The sequence below is a fragment of the Chryseobacterium sp. CH21 genome (assembly GCF_004119445.1).
Taxonomy (GTDB): domain Bacteria; phylum Bacteroidota; class Bacteroidia; order Flavobacteriales; family Weeksellaceae; genus Chryseobacterium.
This window is the reverse complement of record NZ_QICI01000086.1, coordinates 24546-38733: the sequence shown is the minus strand read 5'-3', so window position 1 is coordinate 38733 and position 14188 is coordinate 24546. Positions and strand designations below refer to the sequence as shown.

Genomic DNA, 14188 nt, shown 5'->3' with positions numbered 1-14188 from the left:
TGCTCCATCCCGCGGTATATTTTAGAGTGTTTACCGAAAACACTTGCTTAGTAGCGGGAACCGGACTCGAACCGATGACCTTCGGGTTATGAGCCCGACGAGCTACCTACTGCTCCATCCCGCGATATTGGATTGCAAAGGTACGAATATTTTTTACAAATCCTAATTTTTCTTTTAAATAAAGGACTTTTATGAAAACTATTTTATTATTTGTATCTTTGTTTTATGGCAAAAATATTAAAAATTTACCCAGACAACCCACAGGAAAATCTTGTGAATGAGGTTATTAAAACCCTAAATAATGGCGGACTGATTATCTATCCTTCAGATACGATTTATGCGTTAGGCTGTAATATTTTTGATATAAAAGCCATGGAAAAACTGGCACAGCTTAAAAAAATGAAGCTGGAGAAGGCAAAATTCTCAATTATCTGTAATGATTTGAGTCATCTTTCTGATTTTACAAGACCTATTGAAACTTCAGTTTTCAGATTTCTGAAAAGTCATCTTCCGGGGGCCTTTACCTTTATCCTTGAAGCCAACAAAAGTTTACCATTAGCCTATAAAGGCCATAAAACAATTGGTATCCGTGTTCCTGACCACCCGATTCCACAGCTTATTGTAGAAAAACTGGGACACCCTATTGCTTCCACTTCCATTAAAGATGATGATGAAATCATTGAATATTCTACCGACCCTGAACTTATTGCTGAAAAATATGATCATTTGGTAGACATTGTCATTGATTCCGGATATGGAGATAATGTAGCTTCCACTATTGTAGACCTTACTTCAGGTGAACCCGAGATTATCCGTCAGGGAAAAGGAATTATCTAGTTTAAAAGTTCAAAGTTTAAGGTTCAAAGTTTACGGTTGGCAGATTAGATTATGGGGATTAATGGGAAATATTCTATAGGAATTTTACTCACTTTTGTGCTTTTGGCTGCTGCAATGCTTTACGCTTTTCCTATTGTTACCATGATGACAGGAGTACGAGGCATTACAGAAACCAATTTTCTTCTTACCAGATTTATTATTTGGGGGATCTTTTTTATGGTATTTCTTTATAGTCTTTTTATAGAAAAGGGTTCGTTTTTATTAAAAAAAGAGACCCGGTATTCAATATTCTTTTATATAAAAGCAGTGATCTGTTTATATTTTATCTGTAGTATTGGCGGAGCTTTATTGAATGTAATGATTCATCTTTTGATCAAGGAAAAGATCAGTGATAAGCTTTTTGAACTCACACCCCTTTTTAAAAACAATTATTTTTTACTTATTTTTACCTGCTTTACAGCCGGAGCTGTTGAAGAATTCCTGATGAGGGGCTATATACAGCCCAGAATTGAAAAAATATATAACAGTCCTCTTCTGGGAGTTTTCGCTTCAGCTATTCTCTTTGGAATCCTGCACAGCACTTACGGAACCATAGGTCAGGTTGTGATACCTTTCTTTATTGGAGTCGTTTTTGCTATGTTTTATAAAATTTATTCAAATATTAAGATCCTGATCATCTGTCATTTCATGATTGATTTTATCTCTCTGATGGCGATGAATTTTATGGATATTAAACACTTATTTTTATTGTAACATTATGAAAATTATAACATCACCTGCCAAATTAATGAACGTAGAAAACGCAACGGACCTGTTGAAATCTTCTACCCCGAAATTCATTGAAGAGGCAGCATTCATACAGTCTTATTTAAAAGAAAAATCACCAAAATATCTTTCCGAGCTGATGGAAATATCACCTAAGCTGGCTGATGAAAACTGGGAAAGAAATCAAAAATGGAAATCCAAACCTACTGCAAAAGAATCTGCTCCGGCAATGTTTGCTTTCACGGGAGAAGTTTACAGAGGGTTGGATGCCAAGACACTGGATAAAAATGCAGTAGATTATCTGCAAAAAAACTACAGAATGCTTTCCGGATTGTATGGTCTGTTGAAACCTTCTGATAAAGTAATGCTTTACAGATTGGAAATGGGACGCCCTTTCCAATTTGAACAATACAAAAACCTGTATGAATTCTGGAGAGAAAAGATTACAGAACAACTGAATTCTGAGATGAAAAAAGGAGAAATCCTTCTTCACCTTGCCAGCAACGAATACGGAAAAGTCATCGACAGAAAAAAACTCAACCATAAAGTAGTTGATTTCGATTTCTACGAATTAAAAGATGGAAAACTGAAAACCATTGTAGTGTATACCAAGCACGCAAGAGGCCTTGTAGTAAGATTCTGTGCAGAAACGAATGCCAAAACACTTGAAGATGTAAAAGCTTTCAACTATGAAGGATACAGAATTGACGAAGAGAAATCCACGGATACAAAACTGGTTTTTACAAGATAAATGACAATTTCAACATTTAAAAAATACTTCAAAGCAGAACTTTCCGACCTTTATACTGAGTCGGAAAGTGTGTTTTTATCGTCTCTTTTCATTCATCAGATCGTTGGTTTTGATCATTTTCAGCAAAGAAGATTTTCTGAACAGGAACTTCTGACAGCTGATGAAGAAAAATTGTGTCAACTCATTTCAGAACTCAAAACCGGAAGACCTTATCAACAGATTCTTGGAGAAACTGAATTTTACGGCATGAAATTCTTTGTAGATGAAAACGTCCTGATTCCTCGTCCTGAGACGGAAGAACTATTGGAGATTGCCATTCGGGAAATTCAAAATTCAAAGTTTAAGATTCAAGGTTTAAAGATTTTGGATATAGGAACCGGAAGCGGAATAATTCCTTTGGTTTTAAAAAAGTATTTTCCCAAAGCTGAAATCTCGTCCGTAGATTTTTCTGAAAAAGCACTGGAAACAGCCAAAAGGAATGCAGATTACCATCAGTTGGAAATACAGTTCATTCACACTGATTATCTCCATTTTGAGCCAACTGAAAGCTATGATATCATTATTTCAAATCCACCCTATATCGGCATTGAAGAAGAGATTGAAATTGCTGATTCTGTGAAAGAATTTGAACCTAAAATGGCGCTCTTCTCTCCTACTGATGATGCTTTGATATTTTACAGAAAAATTGCTGAAGATTCCAGAAAGCATTTGAATAAGGATGGTTTTTTGTTTTTAGAAATCAATCAAAAACTAGGATCTGAAACTCTGGAATTGTATCAATATTTTTCTAACGTACAATTATTGAAGGACTTATCTGAAAACGACAGGTTTATTTATGGAAGGAAATAAGTAATTTTGCTTTCACATCCTCAACCTATGAAAACTTTAATTGGAAATATCCTCATTGGTATTTCACTGATTACACAACTGATATCCTGCAAACAGCATCCTCAGGATGTTATGAATGAATATTACAGTAAAGGAGAATTCAACGGCTCTGTTCTGATCGTAAAAAACGGTCAGATTGTTTGTGATACCGCTTTGGGCTTCCGCAATATTGAAAAAAGGCTGAAAGCAGATAAAAATACTTCTTTTTATATTGCATCTCTCAGTAAATCTTTCACTTCTGCAGCAATTCTGATGTTGGAACAAAAAGGTTTATTGAAACTTGATGACAAAGCGTCTCACTTCATTGCACTTCCTGAATATGCGAAAAATATCACGATCAGACAGCTTTTGCATCATACTTCAGGCATTAAGGATTATGAGAATTTGTTTTCGAAAAAGGATTGACCAATCAGGAAGTGATCAATTGGCTGTTTCAACTTAAAAGTCTGGATTTCATTCCGGATAGTCAGTTTAAGTACAGCAACAGCGGGTATATTATTCTTTCACAAATTATTGAAAAGGTTTCCGGAAAATCTTATTCTATTTTTATCAATGATCGGATTATTATTCCTTTAAAAATGAACAACACTTATGTGTATGAACCAGATACCGTTATTCAAAATAAAGCGTTTGGATATAATAAGCAGCAGAAACCTGATGATTATTCAATCTTAACAACTGGAGATGGTGGCATCTATTCTAATTCTGAAGATTTGTATAAATTTGATCAGGCATTGCGAAATAATACTCTGATCAATAAAGAAAATACCACGCTTATGTACACCCCTTCAAAACTATCCGGTGGTCAAGTTTCAAACTACGGATTTGCCTGGTATTTGGAGGAGAATAAGAATGAAAAAATCGCAATGCATACAGGTGGACTCAATGGTTTCAAAGCTTTATTCTGGAGAGATCTTGAACATAACAGTTGTATCATTACCCTTACCAATCAGGGAGATACATTTCCCCTGGATCAATTTTTACATGATATCAAAAAAACAATTCAATAACAAAATGACCATTCAATCTCACGAAATTAATGCAATAAAAATTGCAGAAATTATTTCCGATGATATTATTATTCAATCTGTTCAGGACGGATTAGATCTTATGGGAAATATTTATTATCAAGGGTTTGATAAAGTAATTCTTTACGAAAAAAATATTACGCCCGAATTCTTTGACCTGAAAACAAAAATTGCCGGAGAAATTCTTCAGAAATTCTCAAATTATCGTATTGGGCTTGCCATAGTAGGGGATTTCGGCAAATATGAAAGCAAAAGTATGAAGGACTTTATTTTTGAAAGTAATAAAACAAAACATATCAATTTTGTAAGCACTCTGGAAGATGCATTGAATAATTTTCCAAAATAGACTCTTTTTCAATTCTTTATATAAAAAAGGATGAAATTTTTCATCATTTTCAAATATCAGCACCTTAATATCATCTATTTTTTAAGATTTTTTAATACAATACAAAGATTTACATAGTAAAAACAATCTCATAAATTTGTTAAATATGTAAAATTTTAAACCAAAACACGTTAATTATTGAGGAGAATTTAGAATTAATTCTATAAACACCAACTTCTGAATATTTCTTTGTACATTTGCACAAAACACGAGGGAATATGAATCTTACTTATTTAAGAGCTTATACAGCTACGTAAATCAATTTATTTTTCCGACTATTTCAGATAAGGCCTAAAGTTGTCCTCTATAGGGCATTATGTTATATCTGTTAATTGACTTTTAGGAACCCAAAGGTTTCTTCATGTCATTCTATGGACACAATTCATTATTCAAATGAACTGTTGGTGATACTTATTCCTTTATGGAAACGACCTGGCTGAAAAAATGCCTTCCAAAAAAACATAAAAAACATACACAGATAAAAAATTATTAAGAACATCATGATTAAAAAATTATTTCTACCAATCGTTTTAGTAAGTTCATTTTCATTTGCACAGATAGGGATAAACACACCAACACCTGATGCCAGTGCAGCCCTTGATGTTTACAGTCAAAGCAAAGGAATGCTGATGCCAAGACTTACTACAGCACAAAGAAATGCTATTTCCAATCCGGCCAATTCACTTCTTATCTATGATACTGATAAAAAATGTTTAAGCCAGAATATAGGAACACCTACTAGCCCAGATTGGCTATGTATCAGTAATAATGCTGTAAAAATGTTTTACATGCCTAGTGTTTCTTTTGATACTTCTACCACGGCAAATGGCAGAACTAAAGATTTATATACATTATATAAAACTCAATTCGGATCTCCAAGAGCAAAAAGTACAAGCGCTCCTGCATCCATTCCTTTTTTCCCATCCAGCAAAGATCTTTACTATTATGTAACTGATGCGGATACTAATGTATTCAGTAATATAACTATTTCAGACGATGGAGTAATGAAGTATGATGTAAAAGCAGCAGCTACAGACTGTTCTTTTATTAATATTGTTTTTGTTGTTAAATAATTGAGTTATGATAAAAAGAACCTCAATTGTACATTATAAAAGATTTTTGTTTATTTTTTCGTTGTTTATTTTCTCACAAAATATTCAGGCACAGAATGAGCAAGGAACGGGCTATCCGTATTTTGTTAACTTTACACAGGGATTACAACCTCAGGAAGCCTATAAAGTGGCAACAAGCGGAGTCCAGAATGATGCTACTTTTACCACAGACGGATTACGACTTACCCGCAGTGTAAATAATATTTCAGGAGGGGTAATCCTTGCTGATAAAATATTCAAAAGTGATCAGGGAATCAAGTTCGAGTTTGAATTTGCCATTTATGGAGGAAATACGAACGGAGGAGATGGTATTTCTATCTTCTTAGTAGACGGATCTATTCCTAAAGATCAGCTTAATCTAGGATATTTTGGTGGAGGATTAGGATATAGTTTCGTACGTGGAGGCGAGTCTACAGAAGGACTTCGAGGGGCTTATTTAGGAATAGGTCTGGATGAATACGGAAACTTTAAAACAAGCTTTAATCAAGGTGAAAGAGTAAGAAACGGAATTTTTGGGGTAAGCTTAGCTGATGGACGAAGCAATGTTTCTTTAAGAGGTAAACGCGGAAACCAATACCTGTCTTCTGCTGAGCCTGCAGGTTATAACGGTTATCCTTTACTTTACAGTACCGCTACCAATGCAGCACCTTCCAGCAACAACAGAACGGCTTATCTGGATACTGCAACGGGAAAATATATTGGTATTAAAAATACGACTCTTCAGCAATTCAGTATTGAAAGTGGTGGAACAACTATTCCTGCTACTGAAAGTGATGCAAGATTCCGTAAAGCATACGTAACTTTAGTTCCCAATCCTGCCGGCGGTTACAATGTAACTCTGGAAATACAGCACGGAACAGTGAAGGAAAAGGTAATTGATAATTATTACTACCCTACTTCTTTGAAATATACTGAGACAACCATCTCCAACAGTACGGTAAGAACTTTGGATACTTCAGCTCCTTCTACTTTCAGAATTGGTTTTGCAGCTTCTACAGGAGCTGCTAAAAACATCCATTTATTGAAAAATTTAGGGGTTACAAGACCTTATGCTGCCGAAGTGACTGATGATTTGTTTGCAGGCTGTCCAGGGATAAAATCTACGTATTATCCTTTGCTTAATGATGCAGCTTATTCTTCAGCAAGCGGTCAGAACCCGCCAACGCTTTCCTATAACAACCTTGATTTTAATTCATTCCGTTTTTTGGATAACAACGGAGCGGTAATTCCGAATATTACGGGTGGTGTTTATACCAACAGCCAGGGAACCTGGACTTATTACCCTACTACCGGAGCGCTTTCTTTCAGACCTGCGGCTGGATTTACCGGAGTTGCCCAAATACAATATGATATTAAAGGCGGTGGAAGTAATGGTACTGAAGCTCCCTACAATAAGGAGGAATACAGATCATTACCTGCATTGGTACAGGTTACTATTTCAAGTGCAAATAACTGCAGCAAAGCCTGCGTTGTTTCCAACAAAAATGTAACGCAAAAAATCATAAGATAAATTAATAAAAAACCAGCTTTTAGGAGCTGGTTTTTTATGATTAACAGGGTTTTTAATAAAATACTGAATAGCCTCTTCGATCGCTTTATCAACAGGCTGGTATTGAATACCCAGCTCCTCTACCGATTTCTGATTAGAATAATAATTACAGATTTGCAATGCTTTCATATTGGAGGTGCTGAGATTAGTTTTTATTTTTAATCTTCTTAAACCGTCACCCATCAATCCCAGAAAACTTAACCCTTTATTGGGAATAGCGATCATGATTGGGTTTTGATTGGTAATCCGGTTTACTTTTTTAAAAAATTCTTTATAGGTTAGGTTTTCATTGGCTAAAAGGTATTTTTCGCCCGTTTTTCCATTTTCAACAGTATTTAGTATTGCATTAGCGGCATCTTCCACATGTACAAAATTCTTTCCTCCTTTTGGATAAAAAACCAGTTTCTTCTTCCAGGCCCAGAAGATGATTTTTCCGGAACTCGGTTTACTGTCATAAGCTCCGATCATAAAAGTTGGATTAACAATAACAACCTCTGTATTTCTACTGTTTTTTAAAAGATAATCTTCTGCTGCCAGTTTACTTTGAGCATAGAATGAATGGGTAAAAGGATAAAGCTGCGGTGCTTTTTCACTTCCCCAGAAAGCTGTATTTCCAAACCCTAAGGTATTTGCTGTACTCACAAACAAAAACTTTTTTACGCCCATCAGTTCTGCATGGGTAAACAGGTTCACAACGGTATCATAATTCACTTTTTTATATTCATCATACCCGATGAGATTCTGGCGTGTTTCTGCCGCCATATGAATGATACAGTCGATATCAGTAAGAAGTGTTGAGATATCGGATGACAGATCCACTTCCACCAGTTTCAGATTTTCGTTTTCTTCACCCAGCCAGCTGCTTTTCTTGCGCACCAAAGCAATAACAGAATAACCATTTTGTAATAATTTAATGATAACATTAGTTCCGAGAAGCCCTGTAGCTCCTGTTACACACACTTTTTTCATGCTTCGATCTCTCTTTTTATAGCCTGGGTCATCAAGGGAAGTTTGATCCATATGGGTAAAATTTTCATCACCAGCCAGCTGATTGGATTCACCATAATTACGGAATCTTTTTTAAACAATTGGCGAATACAATATGAAGCTACTTTATCGGGGTTTAAAAGCGTTAATCTTCCCATAAAACCTTGTTTTTCTATTCTTTCACATACATCCTTATTGGTTTTCATCGCTCCTGGATTTACAACACTTACAAAGACATTGGTATCTTTCAGTTCTTCATGAAGTCCTCTTGAAAATGAATGAATAAAACTTTTAGAAGCAGGATATACCGTTTTAAAACCTATGGGAGAAAAGGCTGCCATGCTTGACACATTCAGAATATAAGCTTGGGGTTGTTTTAAAAGATTGGGAAGCAGCTGATGGGTAATCAGTGAAGTGGCTGCCACATTCACCTGTAAAATGGTGTTGATATAATCAGAAGAGGCTTCTGTGAATTTCTTAGTTCCGCCAAGCCCTGCATTATTGATCAGAATATGAATCTCAAAGGAACGGTTAAGCCATTCTGTAAGTTTCATCACATTTTCATGCACAGAAAGATCTGTTTCGTAGTAATGAACTTTCACCTCATACAACTCTTTTAAATCCTCAGAAAACTCTCTGAGATTCTGCCCCGGAAGGCTTATAAGAATAACATTAATATCTTGCTTTGCGAGATTTTCAGCGAATGATTTACCGAGTCCCTGGCTTGCTCCGGTGACCACAGCATATGATTCTTGGGTATCCATAAGTTTACATTTTATGGTACAAAGCTATTTTGAAAAGCAGGCTAAAATGTTCCGGATTATCTGAACGAACTGATTTTCAAACGAAAAGCAACAAATAAATAAACCACTTAAAATCAGTTATTTAAACTCGTAAAAAGTAAAACTTTATAAACCTGAACTTATTTTTTAAACTCAGAAGGAGTTTGTCCGGTCACTTTTTTGAAAGTAGTGTTAAAAGAGGTTTTGGAATTGAAGCCGGATTCGTAAGCAATTCCCAGAATTGATAATTTGCTGTTTGGTTCTTTCAAAAGTTTTTTTGCATAATCCACCCTATATTCATTGACATATTGGAAGAAGTTTTTTCCAAAACCCGTATTGATCACATAAGAAAGATGATGAGTAGAAACAGACAGCATTTCAGCGAGTCTGATCAGGTTAAGTTCGCTGTCAAGGTAAGGTTTTCGTACTTCCATAATCCCTTCCAATGATCCTTTAATTTTTAATAATTCTTCATCGGAAATCAGTTTTCTCTTTACTTCTTCCGGATCAGAATCTTCATCAATAGAGATCAGTTCCTGTCTTTGTTTTTCTTCTAAAGGATAAATTTCTTTCTGTTTCAAAGAATAATAACCTACCCAATAAATAACGGATAAAAAGACAGCATTGATAAAGAAATTCAGTGATTTTGGATCATAAAACAGATTATAAATTACATAAATGATATTCACCATAAGAAGTACCAGAATGATATACTCCAGCCAGTTCAGATTGATTCCTTCCGTATTGGAAGAAAACTGCTGGATCTTCCGTTGGTGTTTTCTGATGGTAATATAGGAAAGTCCGGTATAAAAAAGCGCCTGAATCAGAATGAGAATAATACTCAGATTCTCAAACGGCCTTACATATCCCAATTTGATCAATATAAGACACGCCAGAAAGGCTGCAGGAAGCATTAAAAACTTTACATCCGCAATTCTAAAGGAAAAAGAAGGATTGGTATAAAACAATACGCTGAAGTAAAAAACAATAGGGGTAAAAAACTGGATAAACTTAACCCAAAACAGAGAATGAAACTCAATAATTGAGCCTGTAATGAGAAACAGAACTTCATCCAGCCAAAAGGTAGACCACAGGAAGAGAAATATTCCAAACCAAAAATTGGCTTTATGATTTACTTGCAAAGGATTGGCCAGCTTCAGCAGAGAAAGCAAAACCAATGAACCATAGATAAGTATCACGATGAAACTGTTTAACTCTGATGTGTTCATTGGTTTTGATATTTTGATTAAAAATAGTCTTTTATCCTATTCGCTTCCTTACAAAAATTTCATATCCTAAATAAATTAGTGGAAGCGACATGATTCCTAAGAAAAGAATATTGCTCATAGCTAGCTGCGGATGCATTACAATGGAGTAAACCAGCCCGAAAAAGGCACCTCCAAGGTGGGCTGCATGGCCAAGATTGTCCCATTGCTTTGGATTCAGCATCATATAAACGGAATATCCGAAATACAATGTTCCAAATAACCATCCTGGTAAGAAGTTGACACTAATCTCATTGGGTGCCATGGCTATGGAAGCAAAAATAATTCCTGAAACAGCTCCTGATGCTCCGATGGCTGAATACCAGGGTTGATTTTTATAAATCATCAAACTGAATAAATTCCCTAGAATCATAGATCCGAAATAAAGAATAACAAATCCTGTTTCGCCAAAGAAACTCACAACAACTCCCTGGAAAAAGTACAGAGAAAGCATATTAAAAAATAAGTGCATAAAGTCTGCATGCAAAAATGCAGAACTGATAAGCCTTATATATTCTTTACGATTCGCAATAGCCCCTACATTGAATTTATATTTTTCAAAGAGTGCCATATTGTTGAATCCCATGTAACTGAAAATACATGTGACTGCAATGATAATTAAAACAACTATATCCATCGTATTTTTTTTATGTTATACCGGAATAGATCACTCATGCTCTATTCACTTTCATTATTCCCGTCTTCCTGAAAAAGATCTCCGATAATTCCACCGTCTTCATCTATATCTCCGGTTGGTTCCGGATCTTCATATACTTCAGGTTCTTCTTCTAAAGGTTCAGGAATGGTAATATTAATCGATTTTACTTTAAATTTCGTAAACTGGTTCCCGATTGCTTTTATTCCCTTTACAGCAATAAATTCATCAATATTGATGGTTTCCGGCTCACGTTCTTTTCCTTTATCTTTTGCAAAAATGATTTCTGCTGTTACATCATTGGCAACAATTACGTTCTCAATGAATGATTTCGGGTGTTCCGATGGCATGAAAGTCTGTACATTGACCGTATTTTCCAGCAGGAATCTCTTGATGAAGTAAATGTCTTTTTCTCCATCATAATAGATACAAGTGATTGGCTGTGCAGGTCTCCATTTTTCAAGAACAAGATATTCATCATCAAAACGGTTACCCAGATCAAAAGAAACCAATTTTACTTCACCATTGGTATTGATAGTCAATATTTTATCATCCCCTTTGAAACTACCCAGTAATGTTCCTCTTACATCTGCATTCAGTCTTCTCACAGTATCATCAAACCAGATTTTTCTAGGGGCCAGGGTAGAAACTCCTTCTTCCTTCATATCCACTTTCTTTACTGAGTATTTTGTAACCAGATTTCCTTTAGAATCACGTCCTTTAATGGCAAGATCTGAGAAATTGATCTCCATTTTGTTCTTTCTGATTCTTGGATTTGGCTTCAACAATACCGTTACGGTTTCGGCTTCACCATTAGGATTTGCTGAAAAATAAAGGGTCTCTGAGCCTTTTTTATCTGAAGCTAATGGATAATCTGTATTTCTGGTCACTCCGGTTACGGAGAATCGTTTCATATAATATGGTCCTTCCCTACCTTCACGATAGATCATATTATAGACGGTTCTTTTATCATTTTTCTTCCAGATGGCAACATGCAGAATATCTTTTCCGACGAACGTTTTAGCTTCTACTTTTACCACTTTCATACTTCCGTCTTTTCTGAAGATGATAATGTCATCAATATCGGAGCAATCGAAAAGATACTGATCTTTTTTCAAAGATGTTCCTATGAAACCTTCTTCAAAATTGGCGTAGAATTTTTCGTTGGCTACCGCTACTTTTGTAGCATCAATGGTATCAAAGATCCTAAGTTCTGTTTTTCTCTGTTTGTCTTTACCGTATTTTTTCTGGATATTTAAATAATAATCAATAGCGTAAGCAATCAGGTTAGCCAGGTGGTATTTCACCTGTTCTATTTTCCCTTCCAGCGATGCTATATTTTCTTTAAACTTATCTAAATCGAATCTTGAAATTCTTTTGATTCTGATCTCTGTCAACTTTAAAATATCCTCTTCCGTTACAGCTCTTAAGAGATGTTTTGTATGAGGCTTTAATCCGGCATCAATAGTCTTTATTACATCTTCCCAGGTTTTCACTTCTTCGATATCGTGATAGATTCTGTTCTCAATGAAAATCCTCTCTAATGAAGAGAAATGCCAGCTTTCCTGAAGCTCATGAAGTTCAATTTCAAGTTCCTTTTTCAATAATGATACCGTATGATCCGTATTCATTTTCAGAATATCGGAAACATTCATAAACATTGGTTTATCTCCTACAATTACACAGGCGTTGGGAGAAATAGTCACCTGACAGTCTGTGAATGCATACAGAGCATCTATTGTCTTATCAGGAGAAACATCATTATGAATATGGATCAGGATTTCTACTTTATCTGAAGTATTGTCCTCAATTTTTTTGATTTTGATTTTCCCTTTCTCATTGGCTTTTAAGATTGAGTCAATAAGATCAGTTGTTGTTTTAGAGTAAGGAAGTTCGGAGATTACCAATGTATGTTTATCCGTTTGGGTAATTCTGGCTCTTGCTCTTACTTTTCCGCCTCTGTGACCATCATTGTATTCGGAAATATCAAGGTAACCGGCTGTTAAGAAGTCCGGATACAGCTCAAATTTCTTTCCTTTCAAATAGGCTACAGATGCATTGATAAGCTCATTAAAGTTATGCGGAAGTATTTTTGTAGAAAGCCCTACTCCAATACCTTCTACTCCCTGTGCAAGAAGCAAAGGAAATTTTACAGGTAAATCAACAGGTTCATTATTTCTTCCGTCATAAGACTTGGTCCATTCTGTAGTTTTAGGATTAAAAACTACTTCTAAGGCAAAAGGAGTCAGTCTTGCTTCAATATATCTTGCCGCCGCCGCAGAGTCTCCTGTATAGATATTTCCCCAGTTTCCCTGAGTATCTATCAACAGTTCTTTCTGCCCGATCTGTACCATAGCATCTGTAATGGAAGCGTCTCCGTGCGGGTGATATTTCATCGTATTTCCCACGATATTGGCCACTTTATTATAACGGCCGTCTTCCAGTTCACGCATAGAGTGCATGATTCTTCGCTGAACGGGTTTTAAACCATCATACACCGAAGGGATAGCTCTATCCAAAATTACATAGGAAGCATAATCCAGAAACCAGTCTTTGTATAAACCGGAAACTTTCTTTAAGCTTTCACCCTCATGCGAATGTTCTTCTGTCGTCATCTGTTTTTAATCTTTTTTCTCTTTATTAGCTTTCACTACTTTGTTCAGCGAGAGCTTCAAATCGTTCACTTCTTTCTGGGTCAGATAAGAAATCTGGTACTTTAGTATTGTAGAACCATTATTCTTACTGGAAACGGTAATGTATAATCTTTTGAAAAAGAGAATACTTACCACATCATATTTTATCAGTTTGTATTTTGGAAACTCATCGTGAAGAGGCTTGTCTAAAAAAGGAATAATATTTCTGTTTTTAAAGTTCAGAGCTTCTCCATCGCTGTCATATTCAAAAATCTGCCTTCCGCTGATATAAAATATAATCAGCAGCAGAACGGGAACAATAATCAATAAATAACTTTCTTTACCCAGTGCATTAAATCTGTATTCATTGGCTGCAAATGTGATTATTCCAAATATTGTTGTCATCAAAAGCAGTGTACTTAAAGAATTGTAAATTGATAATTTATTGCGGTTACTTAGTCTCATTTTAATTTTTGGTTGTGTAAGTTTTATAATTTCCTACTTCATCCAAAATTGTGTTTTTTTTCAGTCTCTGCATCGGTTTTAACGAG

Annotated in this window: 15 protein-coding genes and 1 tRNA gene; 9 read left to right on the top strand and 7 right to left on the bottom strand. The window is 35.4% G+C overall.

Annotated features, from left to right (window positions below; all coding sequences use genetic code 11):
• Positions 1-51: 51 nt before the first annotated feature.
• A tRNA-Met gene (locus BOQ62_RS17920) sits at positions 52-124 on the bottom strand.
• A gap of 101 nt (positions 125-225) precedes the next feature.
• Here BOQ62_RS17920 and BOQ62_RS17915 point away from each other — a divergent pair.
• The 9 genes from BOQ62_RS17915 to BOQ62_RS17875 all read left to right on the top strand — a co-directional run bounded on the left by BOQ62_RS17915 (position 226) and on the right by BOQ62_RS17875 (position 7276).
• On the top strand, positions 226-837 hold the full coding sequence (locus tag BOQ62_RS17915; protein ID WP_129041653.1) for an L-threonylcarbamoyladenylate synthase: 612 nt from the start codon (positions 226-228) through the stop codon (positions 835-837).
• A 51-nt stretch (positions 838-888) separates the two neighbouring features.
• Positions 889-1590, top strand: coding sequence for a CPBP family intramembrane glutamic endopeptidase (locus BOQ62_RS17910; protein WP_129041651.1), 702 nt, complete (start codon positions 889-891; stop codon positions 1588-1590).
• A 4-nt stretch (positions 1591-1594) separates the two neighbouring features.
• Positions 1595-2353, top strand: a complete 759-nt coding sequence (yaaA, locus tag BOQ62_RS17905; protein WP_129041650.1) for a peroxide stress protein YaaA — start codon at positions 1595-1597, stop codon at positions 2351-2353.
• On the top strand, positions 2354-3202 hold the full coding sequence (gene prmC / locus BOQ62_RS17900; protein WP_129041648.1) for a peptide chain release factor N(5)-glutamine methyltransferase: 849 nt from the start codon (positions 2354-2356) through the stop codon (positions 3200-3202).
• A 27-nt stretch (positions 3203-3229) separates the two neighbouring features.
• Complete coding sequence (locus BOQ62_RS23950) at positions 3230-3646, top strand: serine hydrolase domain-containing protein (protein WP_129041646.1); 417 nt, start codon at positions 3230-3232, stop codon at positions 3644-3646.
• Entirely contained in the window at positions 3643-4251 is a 609-nt protein-coding gene (locus tag BOQ62_RS23945) for a serine hydrolase domain-containing protein (protein ID WP_129041644.1), read from the top strand. Before BOQ62_RS23950 ends, BOQ62_RS23945 begins: the two co-directional genes overlap by 4 nt.
• A 4-nt stretch (positions 4252-4255) precedes the next feature.
• Complete coding sequence (locus tag BOQ62_RS17885; RefSeq protein ID WP_129041642.1) at positions 4256-4615, top strand: DUF4180 domain-containing protein; 360 nt, start codon at positions 4256-4258, stop codon at positions 4613-4615.
• A 539-nt stretch (positions 4616-5154) separates the two neighbouring features.
• Complete coding sequence (locus BOQ62_RS17880; RefSeq protein WP_129041640.1) at positions 5155-5727, top strand: hypothetical protein; 573 nt, start codon at positions 5155-5157, stop codon at positions 5725-5727.
• 7 nt (positions 5728-5734) lie between these two features.
• Positions 5735-7276, top strand: a complete 1542-nt coding sequence (locus tag BOQ62_RS17875; RefSeq protein WP_228414296.1) for a lectin-like domain-containing protein — start codon at positions 5735-5737, stop codon at positions 7274-7276.
• On the opposite strand, the gene BOQ62_RS17870 is transcribed toward BOQ62_RS17875, so the two are convergent.
• The 6 genes from BOQ62_RS17870 to BOQ62_RS17845 all read right to left on the bottom strand — a co-directional run bounded on the left by BOQ62_RS17870 (position 7205) and on the right by BOQ62_RS17845 (position 14042).
• Positions 7205-8335: an NAD-dependent epimerase/dehydratase family protein gene (locus BOQ62_RS17870; protein ID WP_228414293.1), complete on the bottom strand. Its 1131-nt coding sequence runs from the start codon at positions 8333-8335 to the stop codon at positions 7205-7207. The genes BOQ62_RS17875 and BOQ62_RS17870 overlap by 72 nt on opposite strands.
• Positions 8281-9066, bottom strand: coding sequence for an SDR family NAD(P)-dependent oxidoreductase (locus BOQ62_RS17865; protein ID WP_129041639.1), 786 nt, complete (start codon positions 9064-9066; stop codon positions 8281-8283). Before BOQ62_RS17865 ends, BOQ62_RS17870 begins: the two co-directional genes overlap by 55 nt.
• A gap of 158 nt (positions 9067-9224) precedes the next feature.
• Entirely contained in the window at positions 9225-10313 is a 1089-nt protein-coding gene (locus BOQ62_RS17860; RefSeq protein WP_129041637.1) for a helix-turn-helix domain-containing protein, read from the bottom strand.
• Between the two features lie 31 nt (positions 10314-10344).
• Positions 10345-10986 carry a rhomboid family intramembrane serine protease gene (locus BOQ62_RS17855; protein ID WP_129041635.1) on the bottom strand — a complete coding sequence of 214 codons (642 nt, stop codon included), beginning with the start codon at positions 10984-10986 and terminating at the stop codon, positions 10345-10347.
• A gap of 41 nt (positions 10987-11027) precedes the next feature.
• Positions 11028-13619: a DNA gyrase/topoisomerase IV subunit A gene (locus BOQ62_RS17850; RefSeq protein WP_129041633.1), complete on the bottom strand. Its 2592-nt coding sequence runs from the start codon at positions 13617-13619 to the stop codon at positions 11028-11030.
• Positions 13620-13625: 6 nt separating this feature from the next.
• Positions 13626-14042 carry a hypothetical protein gene (locus BOQ62_RS17845; RefSeq protein WP_228414291.1) on the bottom strand — a complete coding sequence of 139 codons (417 nt, stop codon included), beginning with the start codon at positions 14040-14042 and terminating at the stop codon, positions 13626-13628.
• Positions 14043-14188: the final 146 nt, after the last annotated feature.

Bases quoted from the DNA above. Each gene is read 5' to 3' on its own strand.
- BOQ62_RS17865 (WP_129041639.1), bottom strand. From the start codon at position 9,066: ATGGATACCCAAGAATCATATGCTGTGGTCACCGGAGCAAGCCAGGGA.
- yaaA (WP_129041650.1), top strand. From the start codon at position 1,595: ATGAAAATTATAACATCACCTGCCAAATTAATGAACGTAGAAAACGCA.
- BOQ62_RS17855 (WP_129041635.1), bottom strand. From the start codon at position 10,986: ATGGATATAGTTGTTTTAATTATCATTGCAGTCACATGTATTTTCAGT.
- BOQ62_RS17915 (WP_129041653.1), top strand. From the start codon at position 226: ATGGCAAAAATATTAAAAATTTACCCAGACAACCCACAGGAAAATCTT.
- BOQ62_RS17860 (WP_129041637.1), bottom strand. From the start codon at position 10,313: ATGAACACATCAGAGTTAAACAGTTTCATCGTGATACTTATCTATGGT.
- BOQ62_RS23950 (WP_129041646.1), top strand. From the start codon at position 3,230: ATGAAAACTTTAATTGGAAATATCCTCATTGGTATTTCACTGATTACA.
- prmC (WP_129041648.1), top strand. From the start codon at position 2,354: ATGACAATTTCAACATTTAAAAAATACTTCAAAGCAGAACTTTCCGAC.
- BOQ62_RS17870 (WP_228414293.1), bottom strand. From the start codon at position 8,335: ATGGATCAAACTTCCCTTGATGACCCAGGCTATAAAAAGAGAGATCGA.
- BOQ62_RS17845 (WP_228414291.1), bottom strand. From the start codon at position 14,042: ATGACAACAATATTTGGAATAATCACATTTGCAGCCAATGAATACAGA.
- BOQ62_RS17885 (WP_129041642.1), top strand. From the start codon at position 4,256: ATGACCATTCAATCTCACGAAATTAATGCAATAAAAATTGCAGAAATT.
- BOQ62_RS17850 (WP_129041633.1), bottom strand. From the start codon at position 13,619: ATGACGACAGAAGAACATTCGCATGAGGGTGAAAGCTTAAAGAAAGTT.
- BOQ62_RS17875 (WP_228414296.1), top strand. From the start codon at position 5,735: ATGATAAAAAGAACCTCAATTGTACATTATAAAAGATTTTTGTTTATT.
- BOQ62_RS17880 (WP_129041640.1), top strand. From the start codon at position 5,155: ATGATTAAAAAATTATTTCTACCAATCGTTTTAGTAAGTTCATTTTCA.
- BOQ62_RS17910 (WP_129041651.1), top strand. From the start codon at position 889: ATGGGGATTAATGGGAAATATTCTATAGGAATTTTACTCACTTTTGTG.